At 60.5% G+C, this 14,973-nt stretch carries 11 protein-coding genes; 6 read left to right on the forward strand and 5 right to left on the reverse strand.

Translation table 11 applies throughout. The annotated features are described in order from the left end of the window. Nucleotides 1-5: 5 nt before the first annotated feature. From WMO20_RS06970 to WMO20_RS06990, 5 genes are read right to left on the reverse strand one after another with little or no spacing between them, the layout of a single operon-like run. A complete protein-coding gene (locus WMO20_RS06970; protein ID WP_015536641.1) occupies nucleotides 6-1,004 on the reverse strand; it encodes a N4-gp56 family major capsid protein in 999 nt (332 codons plus the stop codon). Between the two features lie 23 nt (nucleotides 1,005-1,027). Beyond that, nucleotides 1,028-1,954, reverse strand: coding sequence for a ribosomal-processing cysteine protease Prp (locus WMO20_RS06975; RefSeq protein ID WP_349186236.1), 927 nt, complete (start codon nucleotides 1,952-1,954; stop codon nucleotides 1,028-1,030). A 1-nt stretch (nucleotide 1,955) separates the two neighbouring features. Continuing rightward, nucleotides 1,956-3,740: a portal protein gene (locus WMO20_RS06980; protein ID WP_349186237.1), complete on the reverse strand. Its 1,785-nt coding sequence runs from the start codon at nucleotides 3,738-3,740 to the stop codon at nucleotides 1,956-1,958. Between the two features lie 25 nt (nucleotides 3,741-3,765). After that, on the reverse strand, nucleotides 3,766-5,211 hold the full coding sequence (locus WMO20_RS06985) for a terminase large subunit domain-containing protein (RefSeq protein WP_349186238.1): 1,446 nt from the start codon (nucleotides 5,209-5,211) through the stop codon (nucleotides 3,766-3,768). Next, complete coding sequence (locus WMO20_RS06990; RefSeq protein ID WP_112090406.1) at nucleotides 5,208-5,495, reverse strand: chemotaxis protein; 288 nt, start codon at nucleotides 5,493-5,495, stop codon at nucleotides 5,208-5,210. Before WMO20_RS06990 ends, WMO20_RS06985 begins: the two co-directional genes overlap by 4 nt. A 735-nt stretch (nucleotides 5,496-6,230) precedes the next feature. Between WMO20_RS06990 and WMO20_RS06995 the strand changes: the two genes are divergently transcribed. The 6 genes from WMO20_RS06995 to WMO20_RS07020 all read left to right on the forward strand — a co-directional run bounded on the left by WMO20_RS06995 (nucleotide 6,231) and on the right by WMO20_RS07020 (nucleotide 14,896). Beyond that, a complete protein-coding gene (locus tag WMO20_RS06995; protein ID WP_349186239.1) occupies nucleotides 6,231-7,283 on the forward strand; it encodes a substrate-binding domain-containing protein in 1,053 nt (350 codons plus the stop codon). 156 nt (nucleotides 7,284-7,439) lie between these two features. Continuing rightward, nucleotides 7,440-8,981: a sugar ABC transporter ATP-binding protein gene (locus tag WMO20_RS07000; RefSeq protein WP_349186240.1), complete on the forward strand. Its 1,542-nt coding sequence runs from the start codon at nucleotides 7,440-7,442 to the stop codon at nucleotides 8,979-8,981. Nucleotides 8,982-8,999: 18 nt separating this feature from the next. Continuing rightward, nucleotides 9,000-9,998 carry an ABC transporter permease subunit gene (locus WMO20_RS07005; RefSeq protein ID WP_097778562.1) on the forward strand — a complete coding sequence of 333 codons (999 nt, stop codon included), beginning with the start codon at nucleotides 9,000-9,002 and terminating at the stop codon, nucleotides 9,996-9,998. A 113-nt stretch (nucleotides 9,999-10,111) separates the two neighbouring features. Beyond that, on the forward strand, nucleotides 10,112-10,423 hold the full coding sequence (locus WMO20_RS07010) for a hypothetical protein (RefSeq protein WP_055185601.1): 312 nt from the start codon (nucleotides 10,112-10,114) through the stop codon (nucleotides 10,421-10,423). 48 nt (nucleotides 10,424-10,471) lie between these two features. Further along, nucleotides 10,472-13,225 carry an insulinase family protein gene (locus WMO20_RS07015; protein ID WP_349186241.1) on the forward strand — a complete coding sequence of 918 codons (2,754 nt, stop codon included), beginning with the start codon at nucleotides 10,472-10,474 and terminating at the stop codon, nucleotides 13,223-13,225. 300 nt (nucleotides 13,226-13,525) lie between these two features. Then, the gene (locus WMO20_RS07020) at nucleotides 13,526-14,896 is read left to right on the forward strand and encodes an NCS2 family permease (RefSeq protein WP_349186242.1); all 1,371 of its coding nucleotides are present in this window, start codon (nucleotides 13,526-13,528) and stop codon (nucleotides 14,894-14,896) included. The last annotated feature ends 77 nt before the right edge of the window (nucleotides 14,897-14,973 follow it).

A 14,973-nucleotide genomic window follows, 5' to 3' on the forward strand; every position in this document is an offset into this window, starting at 1 on the left:
CCTCCTTAGTTGGCGGCAGCGGTGGCCGAGTAGCTGGACACGCTCTCGATGCGCACCATGTACTGCTCCACCAGACGCTCAGCGGCACGCATACCCTTCCAGCCCACAGAGGCGCGCTGGTTCAGCGGGTCGTCGCCGTAGCCCAGCTGCTTGACGATGTGCTCAAGGCCGCCGCCCTCCAGCTCGGTCACGCCATAGGCATGGGCACCCAGCACCAGCGTGCCGAACACTGCCAGACCCGCCGGACAGGTATCGTCCTTCCAGATCTTGGCCTCGCTGGTCTCGATAAAGCGGATGTTGCCCAGCTTGCCGATCTCGCCGCGGAACATGGTGTCGGGGTCGGCGTACTTGTGCACCTCCATGAACTCCTTGCAGGTCTTGAGGTCGTAGGCCGCATAGGGGTGGATGATGGCAACGTAGCTGTCACCGATGGGGTCGGCGTTCATTGCACCCAGCTGCGCCGCCGCCTGAAAGAACAGCTTCGGGGTCAGGGTGCAGCTCTTGTCCAGCGCCTTGCGGCTGGTAACGGCGGTCTCGGCACCGTCTGCGCCAAGCTTGGGGGCGTAGATGACATTGGTGCCGCCCGCCAGCACATCGCGGGTGATGCTGTCCATGGTGCGGCCGGCCTGACTTGCCAGCACGCGGGTAGCCTGCACCACGTTGTTGTCGATGGCGGTCATCTGCAGCACATCGGTCAGCGGGGTCCAGCCGCCGTACTGGTGCAGGTCGCTGGTGATGCTGGTCACGTTCAGGGCCTGACCGTTGGGGGTAACGCCCTCGGTCAGCGGGGTGCTGGCCTTGGGCAGGCTGTCGTACTTGCGGAATTCGATGGTCTTGCCGCCGTTCTGGGGCACGGGGTAGTAATCCGCAAACTGGTCGTGCACAAGGCGCGGCTCTGCCTGATCGATCAGGCGCTTCTCGTAAAAGGTCTTCATCTCCACCGACATGGTGCCGGTGGTGTTGGTCTGCGCGTCCGCAAACAGCTGGATGTTGAAATTCATCATGTTTTTTCCTTTCTCCTGTCAGGTTAAAGTTCGATCTGTGCACCGTGCAGCACACGGCGCTCCAAGGCTTCCCGCTGGGCGCGGGTCATAGCGGCTACGTCCGGCCGTACCGAAGCCGCAGCACCGGGGCGCAGGCCGTTTTCCAGCGGACGCGCGGCGCGCTGCTGCACCCGTTCCACCACCCCCTGCTCCACGGTCTGTGCCGTGGTACGCATGGCATCCTCGTAGTGGGCAAGGCGGTAGGCGTCCTGCACCCGCATCCCGGGCAGCTGCATCAGACGGCGCATCTCCGGGTTCTTCAGCTCTGCTTTCAGGTCAAAGCCCGGCTGGCTGCGGCGCATGGCGGCTTCCTCTGCCGCCCAGCGGGCGTGCAGGCCGCGCACCGTGTTTTCCACCGGCATCGGCAGAGGTGGCAGCACCGGACGCTCCGGCTGTGCGGGCTTTTCCGGCTGCGGCTTCGGCTCTGCCGGGGTCTGCTGCGGCACCTCCGGCTGCGCGGCGGGGGCTTCCGGCTTCAGGGTGCCCGCAGCCACTGCCTGTCGGCTCTGCTCCGGGCTCAATGCGGGGGCGGCTTCACCTTCCGCAAACAGCTGCAAGTCCATCATGCTCTGCTGTCCGCTGCGGCTCACATCCGCAAAGCGCAGGTTGTCCGGGTAGCGCTCTGCCAGCAGAGTAAAGCCCGCCTTGGCCAGTTCAAACGCGCCCTGCACCCACGGCGCTACCGGTGCCTGCGCTGCCACAGCAAGGCGCGGGCCTTCCGGCTCGTCCCATGCATCGCTGCGGGCGTTTTCCTCCCCTGCCAGCAGGTACACCAGTGCCTGCATCAGGGTGCTTGCGCCAGCGCATACGATGTCCTGCCCGGCGGGCGCATAGCCCGCGTGGCCGGCGGCTTCCAGCCGCAGGCTCAGCCCCTCGGGGCCGTCCAGCTCGCTGTAACATACCTTGATCATCTCACTTCACCTCCTTTCCGTTCCAGTTCATGGCGCGGGCAGCCGCCGCCACCGGCAGCTGTGCCGTCAGACCGGCAGTGTCCTGCGCCGCTTGGGTGCCGCCGGGCTGCTGCGCAAGAGCGGCAGACAGTCTTGCCATCTGCCCTTGCAGCTGTACCAGCTGCTGCGCCAGCGTGCCGTTCTGCCGCACCCGGGCGCGCACCTTTTCCACCCCTTCAAAGTCCATCATTTCCAGCGCCGCAAGGGCAGCGTCCGCGTTGGCGGGGTCAAAGAAGCCCAGCTTATAGCACTCCTTGGCGGTCTCGTTCTGGGACAGGCGGCTGAAGGTGCTCTTTTTGGCGGCGCTGACCACGATGTCAAAGACAGGCTCCCGGCTGCCCAGCTCCACCCCGCCCACGGCGGGCATGGGCTTTGCGCGCAGCCCCTGCGCCGAGAAGGGCACGAACTCGCTCTCGCCGCGCTGCCCGGTGATGCGGAACACCCGCTGCTCGTCGTAGAACTGCCGCATCAGCTCAATGATAAGGTAGCACTGCCTTGCAAAGGCGCGGTAGGCGCTCTTGAGCATATCCCGGCTCAGCTTGCTGCCTGCCTCCTGCAAGGCGGCGATGGCGCTGGCGGCGGTCACGCCGCCGCTGGTGCCGCCCTGCGTCAGGTCGCGGTTGCCGCTGATCTCCTTCAGCTCCTCAATGCGGCTGTTGCGGTAGCTCAGGCTGTTGCCCTGCAAGCCCGCCGTTTGCAGCGGACGAAAGCTGTCGTCGTTCAATCGGCCCACAACGTGCACGATGTCCCGGCTCAGGTCGGCAAGCTCCTCTTCGTTCACACCGGCGGTATCGCTGAGCACATACCGCTGGCGGGAGGCCAGCAACACGTTCTCGTCCATGGCGTGGTTCATCCGGTCAATGGCGTTCTGGCAGTCCTTCATCACGTCGATGTAGCCAAACCCGGCGGGAGAATCCTCCTCCACGAACAGCGGGTCGAACACAAAGGGGTACTTGCCGTGGTCGTACAGCCCGCGCGCCGCCAGCGCCGGGTCGTTCTGGCTGGCATACAGCACCACCCCGTTGCACAGCTTGCAGTAGTGCAGCCGCAATTTGCCGTTCTCGTCCGGGCGCTTATAGTACCAGTCCACCACCACGCTCTTGTTGGCGGTGGTCTGGCCGTCCTCGTGGATGTACCGGGGCACGTCCACCACACCGGCGGCGTGCCCTGCCAGCTGCGGATACTGCGCGGTCAGCCGGGCGGTGTCCTCAAGGCTGAGGTGGAACAAGTCCGGCGAGTCCTGAATATCCTGCACGCCCGGCTCCCAGTAGAGCATGAGCAGGTTGACGCTGCGCACCGCAATGTCGCCCAGCCCGCCGCGCGCCGCCGGGTCCCAGAAGATGCCGGTAACGCCAGTGCCCTGCTTGAGCTTGCGCCACCAGACATCGCTGTACACCTGCTCGTAATCTGCCTGTTCCAGCACCACCGGCAGCACGCTGGAAAGCGCCTGCGCCGTGGCCTGATCGTCTGCCGCCCGGGGCAGTACCATGGGCTCGGGGTAGTTGTCCATGGCATCGGCGTGCTTGTTGGCGATGCTGTTGAACAGCCATCCGCTGGAGGGCTGCGCCTTGCCGGGCATCAGCGGGTCGCGATAGTTTTTCCAGTGTCCCATGCGGAACCACAGTTCGTTATCGATCAGGCGCTTGTCCAGCGCCGCCTTGCCCGCCTTGTAGCGCTGCAGCGTCTGCAGCGCAGCCGCCGCCTCTGCCGCGCCGATGGGCAGGGCTTCTGCTCTTGTATCTTCCATAATCTTTCCTTTCTGTCCTGTTTTTTCAGATGCGGTAGAACCGTGCCTGCCGGTGCAGCTCCAGCGGGTCGTCCGGCCTTGGCGGCGCGGCAGAAGCCTCGGGCGGGCTGATGGGATGCTCCATCAGCACATAGCGGCACTCGTCGTAGATGTGATCCTCCTGCCGGGTGTCGATATCCTCCACATTGCTCTCGTCGTACACAAGGTTCGGCAGGGTGCGGATGAAGTGCTTGCAGCTGCTGAACACCTGCAGCATCGGCCGCCCGTCCGGCGCGAACCGCAGTCGGTAGTGAAACTGCATCTTACCTGCCAGCCGGGTGTGGTCCCCGGGCTGCCAGCGCAAAAAATGCGGACTGCGCTCCATCATGGCCGCAATGCTCTCGCCCCGGCTCTCGTCAAAGATGGCGGGGTCTGCCACCCCGTGGATCACCCTGCCCCGCAGCAGCGGGTCGTTCTGCTCGGCTTCCCGGATGCGCTTTGCCTGCTCCACCGGGTCGATGCGCAGCCCCTCGTTGGGGCGTCCGGTGCAGCCGTACAGCTCCTTGATGCGGTACAGCCGCCCCTCCTCGTCCACCGCATACCACCCCACCGAAAAGGGCTTGGAAAAGCCGAAGTCGTACCCGCGCCAGATGGGCCAGTGCTTGGGGATGGCAAAGGGCGCGATGACGTGGGTCCAGCGCTGGTCCTGATAGTGCGCCGGGTCGTTGCGCCATTCGGTGAACACCTGCCCGGAAAAGCTGTCCCAGCTGCCGTAGAGCAGCGCCTGCTTTTCGGCTTCCGGCAGGCTGGCAAGGCTTGCCAGATACCCGGGGTCGTTGGCCAGCAGGGCAGGGTTATCGAACACGCTGGACGGGATGAACACCCGCGCCCGCTCCATCTGCTGGTCGGTGCCGTCCGGCAGGCGCACCGTGACCGTTTCCACAATGGGCGTGCCGGGCGGGGCGGGGGTGATGAACCGCGCCTTCACCCAGCCGTGGCCGATGCCGCCGGGGTTGGTGGTAGCACGCATATACACCCGGGTGCCCGGCCCGGTGGGGCGGTTGCGGCTCATCATGTAGCTGTACTCGTCCCACTCAAAGTGGGTCAGCTCGTCAAAGCCGATAAAATCGTAGGCTTTGCCCTGATAGTTGGTGCGGTCCTTGGTGTACTGCATAGAGCCAAACCAGATCTTTGCCCCGCTGGGAAACACCCATACATGGGAGGTGGCGTTGTACTGCGCCTCCGGGAAAGCCCGGCGGTAATACATTTGGCTCTTATCCACAAGGTCGGAAAGCTGCGGGTAGGTCTTGCGCAGGATCAGCGCCCGGTAATGCGGGATGTGCACCTGCCGCAGCGCTTCGATCAGCAGTGCATCGCTCTTGCCGCCGCCCGCCGCGCCGCCGTACAGCGCTTCCGGTTCCGGTCTGCGCATAAATTCCAGCTGCCGGGGCTGCGGCTTCCACACGATGACTGCACGCTCAGTCCTGCTCATGCCTTTTCCTCCTGTTCCACCGGCGGCAGCAGCACCACGCCGCACTCCGTTCCTTCCAACTCTGTGCCCTGATCGTTCAGGGTCTTTACCACGCCCGCCAGATCCTTGAGCACGGCGGTAGCCTCCTTCAGCCCCTTCATCATCCCGGGGTCGGGGGTGTTTTCCCTCCGGGCGGCCTTCTGCCGCTCATTCAGCTCCTTCACCTCCTGCGCCAGCAGGGTGCTCAGGGTATCGGCGGCGCGGTTCAGGCTCTTCAGCCCGGCGGCGGGCTTTGTCTGCCCCATGATGTTCTTCCTCCTTTCGTCCGGTGTCCCGGGCTCTGTACACAGGATATCACCCGCCCGCCGCACCCGACAGTGTGCACTTTTGCGGGGTCATCGGGTATTTTCATGTAAGTATTATCCAGATAGTATATTTTATATTTTCAAGGCACAACGCAGCTGCGTCAGATTTATTTTCCCGGCTGGTGCGGCACGCAAAAAACGTCCGCTTGTATTTCGGACACCTCCCACAAAAACGTTCGCTGCGTCCCGCACGCCCTATCACTATAAAGGTACAGCGGCGCCGTACCCCAAGGTCGCAGCACCACCCCCACCCGGGGAGCAGAGCTTTTCTCGACCTGTGTTGTTTTTCTCGCTAGGAAAGGCTGTATAAAAGGCGTTTTCTTTCCGCTGCGTAGTATCCCTGAAAATATCTTTCAAGAAATGTATCGCCCCTTTTCGCGGTTTTTTAGCAACCATGCAACATTCCGTCATGTTGAAGGGCGTTTTTTTACATACCTGCATCATATTTGTATGTTGGTTGCAACGGTATGAAAAATTGCGATAATTCGTGAAAAGATTTTGTAACCTTTGGTCCGCTTTTGTAGAAACGTAACAAAACATTTGCACCAATCTTGTGAACTTATTCTCTTGCGGAACACCCCCATACAAGGGTATAATACTGTCAGGGATTACGGACGTATGCGACAAATGCGTCTGTGAATATGCTGTGACACACAAATGAAGGAGATTACTATTATGAAAATGATTTCTCGTCGCGACTTCCTGAAGGCTTCCGCTGTTGTGGGCGCTACCGCTGCTATGACCGCTTGCGGCGGCTCTTCCTCCACCAGCACCGCTGCTTCCAGCGTTGCTTCTTCCACCGCTGCTTCTGCCGCTGCTACCAACGGCTCCGCCAACATCGGCGTTTGCATCTATCAGTTTGCTGATAACTTCATGACCCTGTACCGCTCCGATCTGGAAGGCTACCTGAAGGACATGGGCTACTCCGTCACCATCATGGACGGCAAGAACGACCAGAACACCCAGACCGAGCAGATCAACACCTTCCTGCAGCAGGGCGTGGACGTGCTGGTCATCAACCCTGTCCAGACCACTTCCGCTCAGACCATCGTTGACACCGTTTCTCCCTCCGGCACCCCCATCGTGTTCATTAACCGTGAGCCCGAGGAGAGCGTGCTGGATTCCTACAAGGGCAAGTGCTGCTACGTTGGTGCTGACGCACGTCAGTCCGGTACTTATCAGGGCGAGCTGATCCTGGAGACCGAGACTCAGGGCGATATCAACGGTGACGGCAAGATCACCTACATTATGTGCAAGGGCGACCCCGAGAACATCGACGCTCAGTACCGCACCGAGTACTCCATCAAGGCTCTGACCGATAAAGGCAAGGAAGTCGAGTGCCTGTACGAGTACCTGGACAACTGGGATCAGACCACCGCTCAGCAGGACGTTGCAAACGCTCTGTCTCAGTACGGCGATAAGATCGAAGTCGTCTTCTGCAACAACGACGCAATGGCACTGGGCGCTCTGCAGTCCATCCAGCAGGCAAACCGCACCGTCGGCAAGGACATCTATTTGGTCGGCGTCGATGCTCTGGTAGAGGCTGTCCAGAACGTTGTGGACGGCAACATGACCGGTACCGTTCTGAACGACGACGTGGGCCAGGCTACCAAGGCTGCCGAGGCTACCAAGCTGTTCGTTGAGGGCAAGGATGTCGAGAAGTACTACTGGGTCGACTACGTCAAGGTCACCAAGGACAACGCTTCTCAGTACCTGAAGGAAGACTAAAGTTTCCCGGAACCAATGCAAGGTGCGCAGCAGGCCTTAACGGCTTGAATGTAAGCTAAAAAGCGCGTGCGTGCGAGAAAACGTCTCCACGCACGCGCCTTATTTTAGAAAAAAAACTGCCCGCCTGTAAACAACCAAAAAGGAGGCTTTTGCGGAATGTCAGAATACCGTCTGGTAATGAAAGGCGTGGTCAAGACCTTCCCCGGTGTCAAAGCCCTGGATCATGCACAGCTGGAGCTCCGTCCCGGCAAAGTCATGGCTCTGATGGGCGAAAACGGCGCCGGTAAGTCCACTCTGATGAAATGTATGTTCGGCATTTACAAGATGGACGAGGGCGAGATCGAATACGAGGGGCAGAAGGTAACCATCCCCACCCCGCTGGATGCACTGGACCGTGGCATCGCCATGGTGCATCAGGAACTGCAGCCCATTCCGGCCCGTACCGTGGCCGAGAATATCTGGCTGGGACGCTACCCCACCAAGAAATACGGCATCGTCACTGTTGTGGACCATGCCAAAATGTACAAAGATACCGATGAACTGCTGAAGAAACTGAAGCTGGACATCGACCCCCATGCAAAGCTGGGCTCTTTGAGCATCGCCCAGATGCAGATGGTGGAAATCGCCAAGGCCGTTTCCGCCAACTGTAAGGTGCTGATTTTGGACGAGCCCACCTCTTCTCTGACCGCGAACGAGGTCGAGAGCCTGTTCCGCATCATGCGGGATCTGAAGGAGCAGGGCGTTGCTCTGGTCTACATCAGCCACAAGATGGACGAGATCAAGGTGATTGCGGACGAAGTCACCATCATGCGCGATGGCCAGTACATCGGCAAGTGGGACGTTGCCAACATGACCAAGGAAGAGATCATTGCAAAGATGGTCGGCCGTGAGCTGTCCAACCTGTTCCCCCCGCTGGAGAACGTGCCCTCGGACGAGGTCATGATGAAGGTGGAGGACTTCACCTCCATCCATCCCCGTTCCTTCCGCCATTGCAGCTTTGAGCTGAAAAAGGGCGAAATTCTGGGCGTTGCCGGTCTGGTGGGCGCACAGCGCACCGAGCTGATGGAAGGCATCTTCGGCCTGCGTGCCCATACCTCCGGTAAGGTGTGGATCAAGGGCGAGGAAGTTACCATCAAGCAGCCCCGCGATGCCATCCAGAAGAGCGTTGCTCTGCTGACCGAGGACCGCCGTGCTACCGGCATTCTGGGCGTGCTGAGCGTTGCCGATAATATCTCCATCGCTTCTCTGGACGCCCTGCGCAAGGGCCCCATCATGCTGGACAACAAAAAGATCCTCGATCTGGTGGCTACCAACAAGGAAAAGATGGCCATCAAGGTACCCAGCCCCAAGACCCAGATCAAGAGCCTTTCCGGCGGCAACCAGCAGAAGGTGCTGATCGCCCGCTGGCTTGCCAACAACCCCGATGTGCTCATTCTGGACGAGCCTACCCGCGGCATCGACGTCGGTGCAAAGTATGAAATTTACTGCATCATCGCCGATCTGGCCAAGCAGGGCAAGAGCATTATCATGATCTCCTCTGAAATGAGCGAGATCATCGGTATGTCCAACCGTGTCATGGTCATGTGCGATGGCCGTATCACCGGCTTTATCAACGGTAAGGATGCCACGCAGGAGAACATCATGGCGCTGGCTACCCAGTTCGAGACCGCACCTGACGCAGCTGCGGCAAATCAGTAATTAAGGAGGCTGTCTATCGTGGAAGCTACCAAAAAATTGAATGGCAAGGCTGTGGGCAAGTGGCTCAGCAACAACGCCATTATCATGATGATGCTGGCCATCACTCTGATCGTTGGCATCATTCACCCCAACTTCTTCTCCGGCACCAACATGATCAACCTGTTCAAGAACGTGTCCATCCGCTACATCATCGCGCTGGGCATTTCCGGCTGCCTGATCACCACCGGTAACGACCTGTCCGCTGGCCGTCTGGCTGGTTTTGCCGCCTGCCTTGCCTGCATTTTTGCGCAGACCGAAGGCGCTTCCGGCAAGTTCTACCCCAATATGCCCACCCTGTCCACCCCCGTGGTGTTCATTCTGGTCATTGCCATCTGCGCCATCGTGGGTCTGTGCAACGGACTGGTGGTCAGCTACTTGAAGGTGCAGCCCTTCATTGCTACCTTGGGTATGCAGCAGGTGGTCTACGGTATCTGCCTTGTGTACACCGGCGGTACCCCCATCGGCTCTTTGAACAAAAACTTCACCTCTCTGGCCTCCAACACCATCCTGAAGGTCCCCGTGCTGATCTGGATCGCTCTGATCGTGGCTGTCTGCTTCTGGTTCCTGTACAACAAGACCCGTCACGGCAAGTATATGTACGCCATCGGCGGCAACGAAGCTGCTGCTGAGGTGGCCGGTGTCAACGTGCACGCTACCAAGATCCGCATCTACATCCTGGCCTCCTGTATGTTCGGTCTGGCAGGCTGCCTGCTGGCTGCAAAGTCCGGCGGCGCATCCGTCAACACTGCAATGGGCTATGAGCTGGACGCCATCGCAGCCTGCACCATCGGCGGTGTTTCCACCACCGGCGGCGTTGGTACTGTTCCCGGCGTTCTGGTCGGCGTTCTGGTCTTTGAGCTGATGAAGGTCGCTCTGCAGTTCATGAACGTCAACTCCTCCTACACCTACATCGTTCAGGGCCTTGTCATTATCGTGGCTGTCGCCATTGATATCCGCAAGTATCTGGCTAAGAAGTAATCTCCTCATCATCCCCCTTTGCACCCGCAGTCTTTGCACTGCGGGTGCTTTTTTTGTCCACATTTTTGTGGTATCATAAGGAAAACATCTTATGCTTACAGGAGGGACTTTCCATGGCACAGCCCACCCCGGATACCCAGACCGAGCTTGAACGCCGCGAGGCCGCACTGGCCGCCCGCGAGGCAGAACTTGCCCGCCAGCAGGCTGAATTGCAGGCGCAGAAGGCCGATTTTGAGCAGGGCAAAAAGCGCCTGCTGGACAACGGCAACAAGGACTTTGTAAACCCCAAGGAAAAGCTTTACGATAAATTTCCGCTCACGGTGCACCAGATGGATATCATCATCGGCGTGCTGTTCGCCCTGATTGCTCTTTTCCTTGTGCTGGGCGTGACCCACACCAGCTTTTTCGGCCTGTTCGGCGGCTGAGCCGCAGGTGTATCCTCTGTGAAAAATATCCCGTAAAGGAGAATAAAAATGGCACACTATCCCGGTTATACCGTCCTGCGCACCGAGGACTGCCCCGAGCAGCACGGTACTTTGACCCTGCTCACCCATGACGTCAGCGGCGCAGCCGTGCTGCTGGTGGAAAATGAGGACGTCAACAAGGCCTTCGGTATCGGCTTCGGCACCTTCCCCTCCGATGACACCGGCGTGTTCCACATTCTGGAGCACTCCGTGCTGGCGGGCAGCGAAAAATACCCGGTCAGTTCCCCCTTTGTGCAGCTGCTCAAAAGCAGCATGGCTTCCTTCCTCAATGCGATGACCTTCCCGGATAAGACGGTCTACCCCTTTGCCACCCCCAACGAGACCGATTTCTGCAACCTGATGGATGTCTACCTGAACGCGGTGTTCTGCCCGCTGGCCATGGTGGACTCTGCCGTGTTCGAGCAGGAGGGCTGGCACCGGGACGCGGACGGCACGGTCAGCGGTGTGGTCTACAATGAAATGCAGGGTGCACTGGCTTCCCCGGATGCTCAGCTGCAAAACGCCCTGCAACGGGCGATGTTCCCGGATACCGCCTACGGCTTTGTGTCCGGCGGCGACCCGGCGTCCATCCCCGCCCTGACCTACGAGAAATACCAGCGGGTGTACCGCCGCCATTACAGCGCCGACAACTGCTGCATCACCCTGTACGGCAAGATGGATATGGCCGACAAGCTGGCGCGGCTGGATCAGGACTACTTGTCCAAGATGCCCAAGGCCGCTGCCCGTCCCCGCCTGACCATGCAGGACGAGCAGCCCGGCGCATTCGTGGAGCTGCCCTACTACACCGACCAGCCCAAGCCGGACGAGGTGCAGTGCGCACTGGCATGGTACACCGGCGCCTTTGCCGACCGGGAGCGGCAGCTGGGTGTGGAGATTCTGCTGGGTGCGCTGCTGAGCACTAACAGCTCCCCCCTCAAGGCCGCGCTGCTGGCCGAGCAGCTGGGCGCAGATATCGACATCGGCTTTGACGACAGCACCCTGCAGCCCACCTTGGAGCTGCTGCTGCGCGGTGCTACGGTGGATTCTGCCCGCAAGTTTGCCCCCGCTGTGCGCAAGACCGTGGACGAGCTGCTAAAGACCGGCATTCCTCACGACCTGCTGCTGGCCGCTTTGAACGAGGCCGAGTTTGCTTCGCTGGAGCGCCCGGGCAGCCTGCCGGACGGTGTGCTGGACGCCATCAACGCCGCCACCGGCTGGCTGCATACCGGCGATGCCGCCCTGCTGCTGCACACGGACAAGCTCTTCGCCGCCCTGCGCAATAAGCTGGAAGAGGGCTGGTTCGACACCCTGCTGCGGGAGCTGTTTGCCCCCGCCCCGGTGCAGGTGGTGCAAATTCCCACCGCACCCAAAACCGGGGAAGCCGCCGCCCCGGCACGCACCGATGGCAAGCTGGTGCTGGAGCACCCCCTCACCGCCGCCGACCTTGGCGCGGGCGATACCGCCCCGCAGGGCAGCGCCGAACAGCTGGCCGGTGCCACCCTGCTGCGTCACCCCTCTGCCGGCAGCTTGTACCTGAATTTCTACTATGATCTGGGCAGCATCACCCCGGAGGAACTGCAATATCTGAACCTGCTCACCGATGTACTGGACGAGCTGGACACCCCCGCCCACACCGCCCAGCAGCTGAACACCCTGCGCAGCACATGGCTGGGCGACAGCCGCGCCCAGCTGGATCTCTGGACAGGGCGGCAGGAGGGCAGTCCCTGCCATGCGAAGCTTTCCCTCTGCCTGAGCCTGCTGGAGCGCAGCTTGGAAAAGGCGGTGGAGATCGGCGGCGAGTGGCTGTACGACACCGTCCTTACCGGCGCTGCCGCCGAAGCCGCCTATGCCCGGGTGGTCAGTCAGCTGAAGCTGCGCATGGAGCAGCTGTTCATCCAGCAGGGCAACGAGTTCGCTTCCACCCGTGCCCGCGCCCATTATTATGTAGAGGGCGCTGCGGACGAAGCCTGCACCGGCGTGAGCTATTATCACTTCCTGTGCGGTCTGCTGGAAAAGGCCGACTGGGCGGCACTGGGCGCAAAGCTGGATGCTGTGCGCAGCCGGGTGCTGCAAAACGCTGCCCTGACCGTCAGCCTGCACGGCACCGAGGACGCACTGGAAAAGCTGCGCACCCTGCTGCCGGAAAGCCGCTTTGCCGCTGCCCGGCGCACCCCGGCGCAGCCCTACACCCAGCCCCTGACGCCCCCGGTGAACGAAGCCTTTATCATTGACGGCGGCGTGAACTACGATGTGCTGGCTTGGCCCATGCCCCGGGACAGCCGCCGCCGGGTGCTGGCGCGGGTGATGAGCTACGAGTACCTGTGGCACACCATCCGGGAGGTAGGCGGTGCCTACGGCACCGGAATGCTCTGTGCCGACGGCATCGAGTTTTTGTACACCTACCGGGATCCCCACCTGCGGGAAAGCTACGATACCTTTGCCGCCGCCCCTGCCGCCCTTGCCGCCCGGGACTACACCGCCCGGGACCTGGACGAGTTCATCGTGGGCACTGCTGCCAAGCTGGATACGCCCCGCAAGGCGCGTGCCGCCGCCCGGGAACTGGACCACCGGTACTTCTGCGGCATCACGGACGAGATGCGCACCGCCGACCGCAAGGCGCTGTGCAGCGTGGACGCCGCCCTGCTCAAAGCACAGGCCGCTGCCCTGTCTGACGCGTTGTCCGGCGGCGTGCGGGTCGCTTTTGGCAGCAAAGACGCCGTGGAAGCGGCAAAGGATCTGTTCGACCGGGTAGAGACGCTGTAAGCGCCGGTCATTTGTAAAAAATATTTTATTTGTAGTTCCGAAACACCCTGCGGGTGTTTCGGAACTACTTTTTCCCACACACACTTTTTCTGCACAAATTGCCCGCATTCCGTCCAAATTACTAAAAAATGCCAGATTTTTTGTCATATAAGTCATACTTATTTAAGAAAATTTGAACAAATTGCGAAATTTATGTGTTTCTGATGTGGACAAAAACGTTTTCAGCTGATAGAATGGAAACTGTTCTTTCTCCGCCGTCCGCAACCGGCGGAGTGTTTTATTGGAAGCAGGAGGTTTCTCATGTTAGAAAAGTTCTTTCACCTGAAAGAAAACCACACCGATGTAAAGACCGAGATCATGGCTGGTATCACCACCTTCATGACCATGGCTTACATCCTTGCCGTCAACCCCAACATCCTGTCCGCAGCGGGCATGGATTCCAAGGCTGTGCTGATCGCCACCGCGCTGGCATCTTTCATTGCCACCGCACTGATGGCTGTGCTGGCCAACTACCCCTTTGCACTGGCTCCCGGCATGGGCCTGAACGCCTACTTTGCCTACACGGTCGTGCTGACCATGGGCTACAGCTGGCAGCTGGCGCTGATGGCAGTCTTTGTTGAGGGCGTCATCTTCATCGCACTGTCCCTGACCAATGTACGCGAGGGCATCTTCAACGCCATTCCCATGACCCTGAAGAGCGCCGTCAGCGTGGGTATCGGCCTGTTCGTGGCCTTTGTCGGTCTGCAGAACGCCAAGCTGATCGTCAACAGCGATTCTACGCTGGTCACCTACCAGCACTTCAAGGGCGCAACCTTCCACAGCGTGGGCGTGGGCGCTATTCTGGCTCTGCTGGGCGTGGTCATCACCGCCATCCTGCTGGTCAAAAAGGTCAAGGGCGGCATCCTGTACGGCATCCTGATCACCTGGCTGCTGGGCATCGTGTGCGAGCTGACCGGTATCTACGTCCCCGATGTGGAAGCCGGTATGTACTCCGTCATCCCCACCGCCTTTGTCAGCTTCGACTTTTCGGCATTGGGCGAGACCTTTGGTCAGGTGTTCAAGACCGACTTCTCCGGTGTCGGCCTGCTGAACTTCTTCGCCGTGATGTTCTCTTTCCTGTTCGTGGACCTGTTCGACACGCTGGGCACCCTGATCGGCGTGGCCTCCAAGGCTGATATGCTGGACGAGGACGGCCGTCTGCCCAACATCAAGGGCGCACTGATGGCAGACTCCATCGGCACCTGCGTGGGCGCTGTGCTGGGCACTTCCACCACCACCACCTTCGTGGAGAGCGCCTCCGGCGTTACCGAGGGCGGCCGCACCGGTCTGACCGCTATGACCACCGGCGTGCTGTTCCTGCTGGCTACCATCTTCAGCCCGCTGTTCCTCACCATCCCCAGCTTTGCTACCGCTCCGGCTCTGATCATCGTGGGCTTCTACATGATGGGCTCTGCCGTCAAGATCGACTTCAACGATCCCAGCGAGGGCATCCCCGCCTTCCTGACCATTCTGGCTATGCCCACTGCTTACAGCATCTCCGAGGGTATCGCCATCGGCATCATCTCCTGGACCATCATCAACGTGGTCACCGGCAAGGCCAAGGAGAAGAAGATCAGCCCGCTGATGTATGTGCTCACCGTGCTGTTCATCCTCAAGTACGTGTGCCTTTAATTCCCTGAGCGTCTAAAAAAGCCAAGCCCCCCTGCGGTCTGCCCGTACAGACTGCAGGGGGTGTTTTTGTTGGGGAG

This window comes from Faecalibacterium intestinale, assembly GCF_040096575.1.
Taxonomy (GTDB): domain Bacteria; phylum Bacillota; class Clostridia; order Oscillospirales; family Ruminococcaceae; genus Faecalibacterium; species Faecalibacterium intestinale.

Excerpts from the sequence above, each read along its gene's own strand:
- WMO20_RS07020 (WP_349186242.1), top strand. The coding sequence starts at position 13,526 with ATGTTAGAAAAGTTCTTTCACCTGAAAGAAAACCACACCGATGTAAAG.
- WMO20_RS06980 (WP_349186237.1), bottom strand. The coding sequence starts at position 3,740 with ATGGAAGATACAAGAGCAGAAGCCCTGCCCATCGGCGCGGCAGAGGCG.
- WMO20_RS06975 (WP_349186236.1), bottom strand. The coding sequence starts at position 1,954 with ATGATCAAGGTATGTTACAGCGAGCTGGACGGCCCCGAGGGGCTGAGC.
- WMO20_RS06995 (WP_349186239.1), top strand. The coding sequence starts at position 6,231 with ATGAAAATGATTTCTCGTCGCGACTTCCTGAAGGCTTCCGCTGTTGTG.
- WMO20_RS06990 (WP_112090406.1), bottom strand. The coding sequence starts at position 5,495 with ATGGGGCAGACAAAGCCCGCCGCCGGGCTGAAGAGCCTGAACCGCGCC.
- WMO20_RS07000 (WP_349186240.1), top strand. The coding sequence starts at position 7,440 with ATGTCAGAATACCGTCTGGTAATGAAAGGCGTGGTCAAGACCTTCCCC.
- WMO20_RS07015 (WP_349186241.1), top strand. The coding sequence starts at position 10,472 with ATGGCACACTATCCCGGTTATACCGTCCTGCGCACCGAGGACTGCCCC.
- WMO20_RS07010 (WP_055185601.1), top strand. The coding sequence starts at position 10,112 with ATGGCACAGCCCACCCCGGATACCCAGACCGAGCTTGAACGCCGCGAG.
- WMO20_RS06970 (WP_015536641.1), bottom strand. The coding sequence starts at position 1,004 with ATGATGAATTTCAACATCCAGCTGTTTGCGGACGCGCAGACCAACACC.
- WMO20_RS06985 (WP_349186238.1), bottom strand. The coding sequence starts at position 5,211 with ATGAGCAGGACTGAGCGTGCAGTCATCGTGTGGAAGCCGCAGCCCCGG.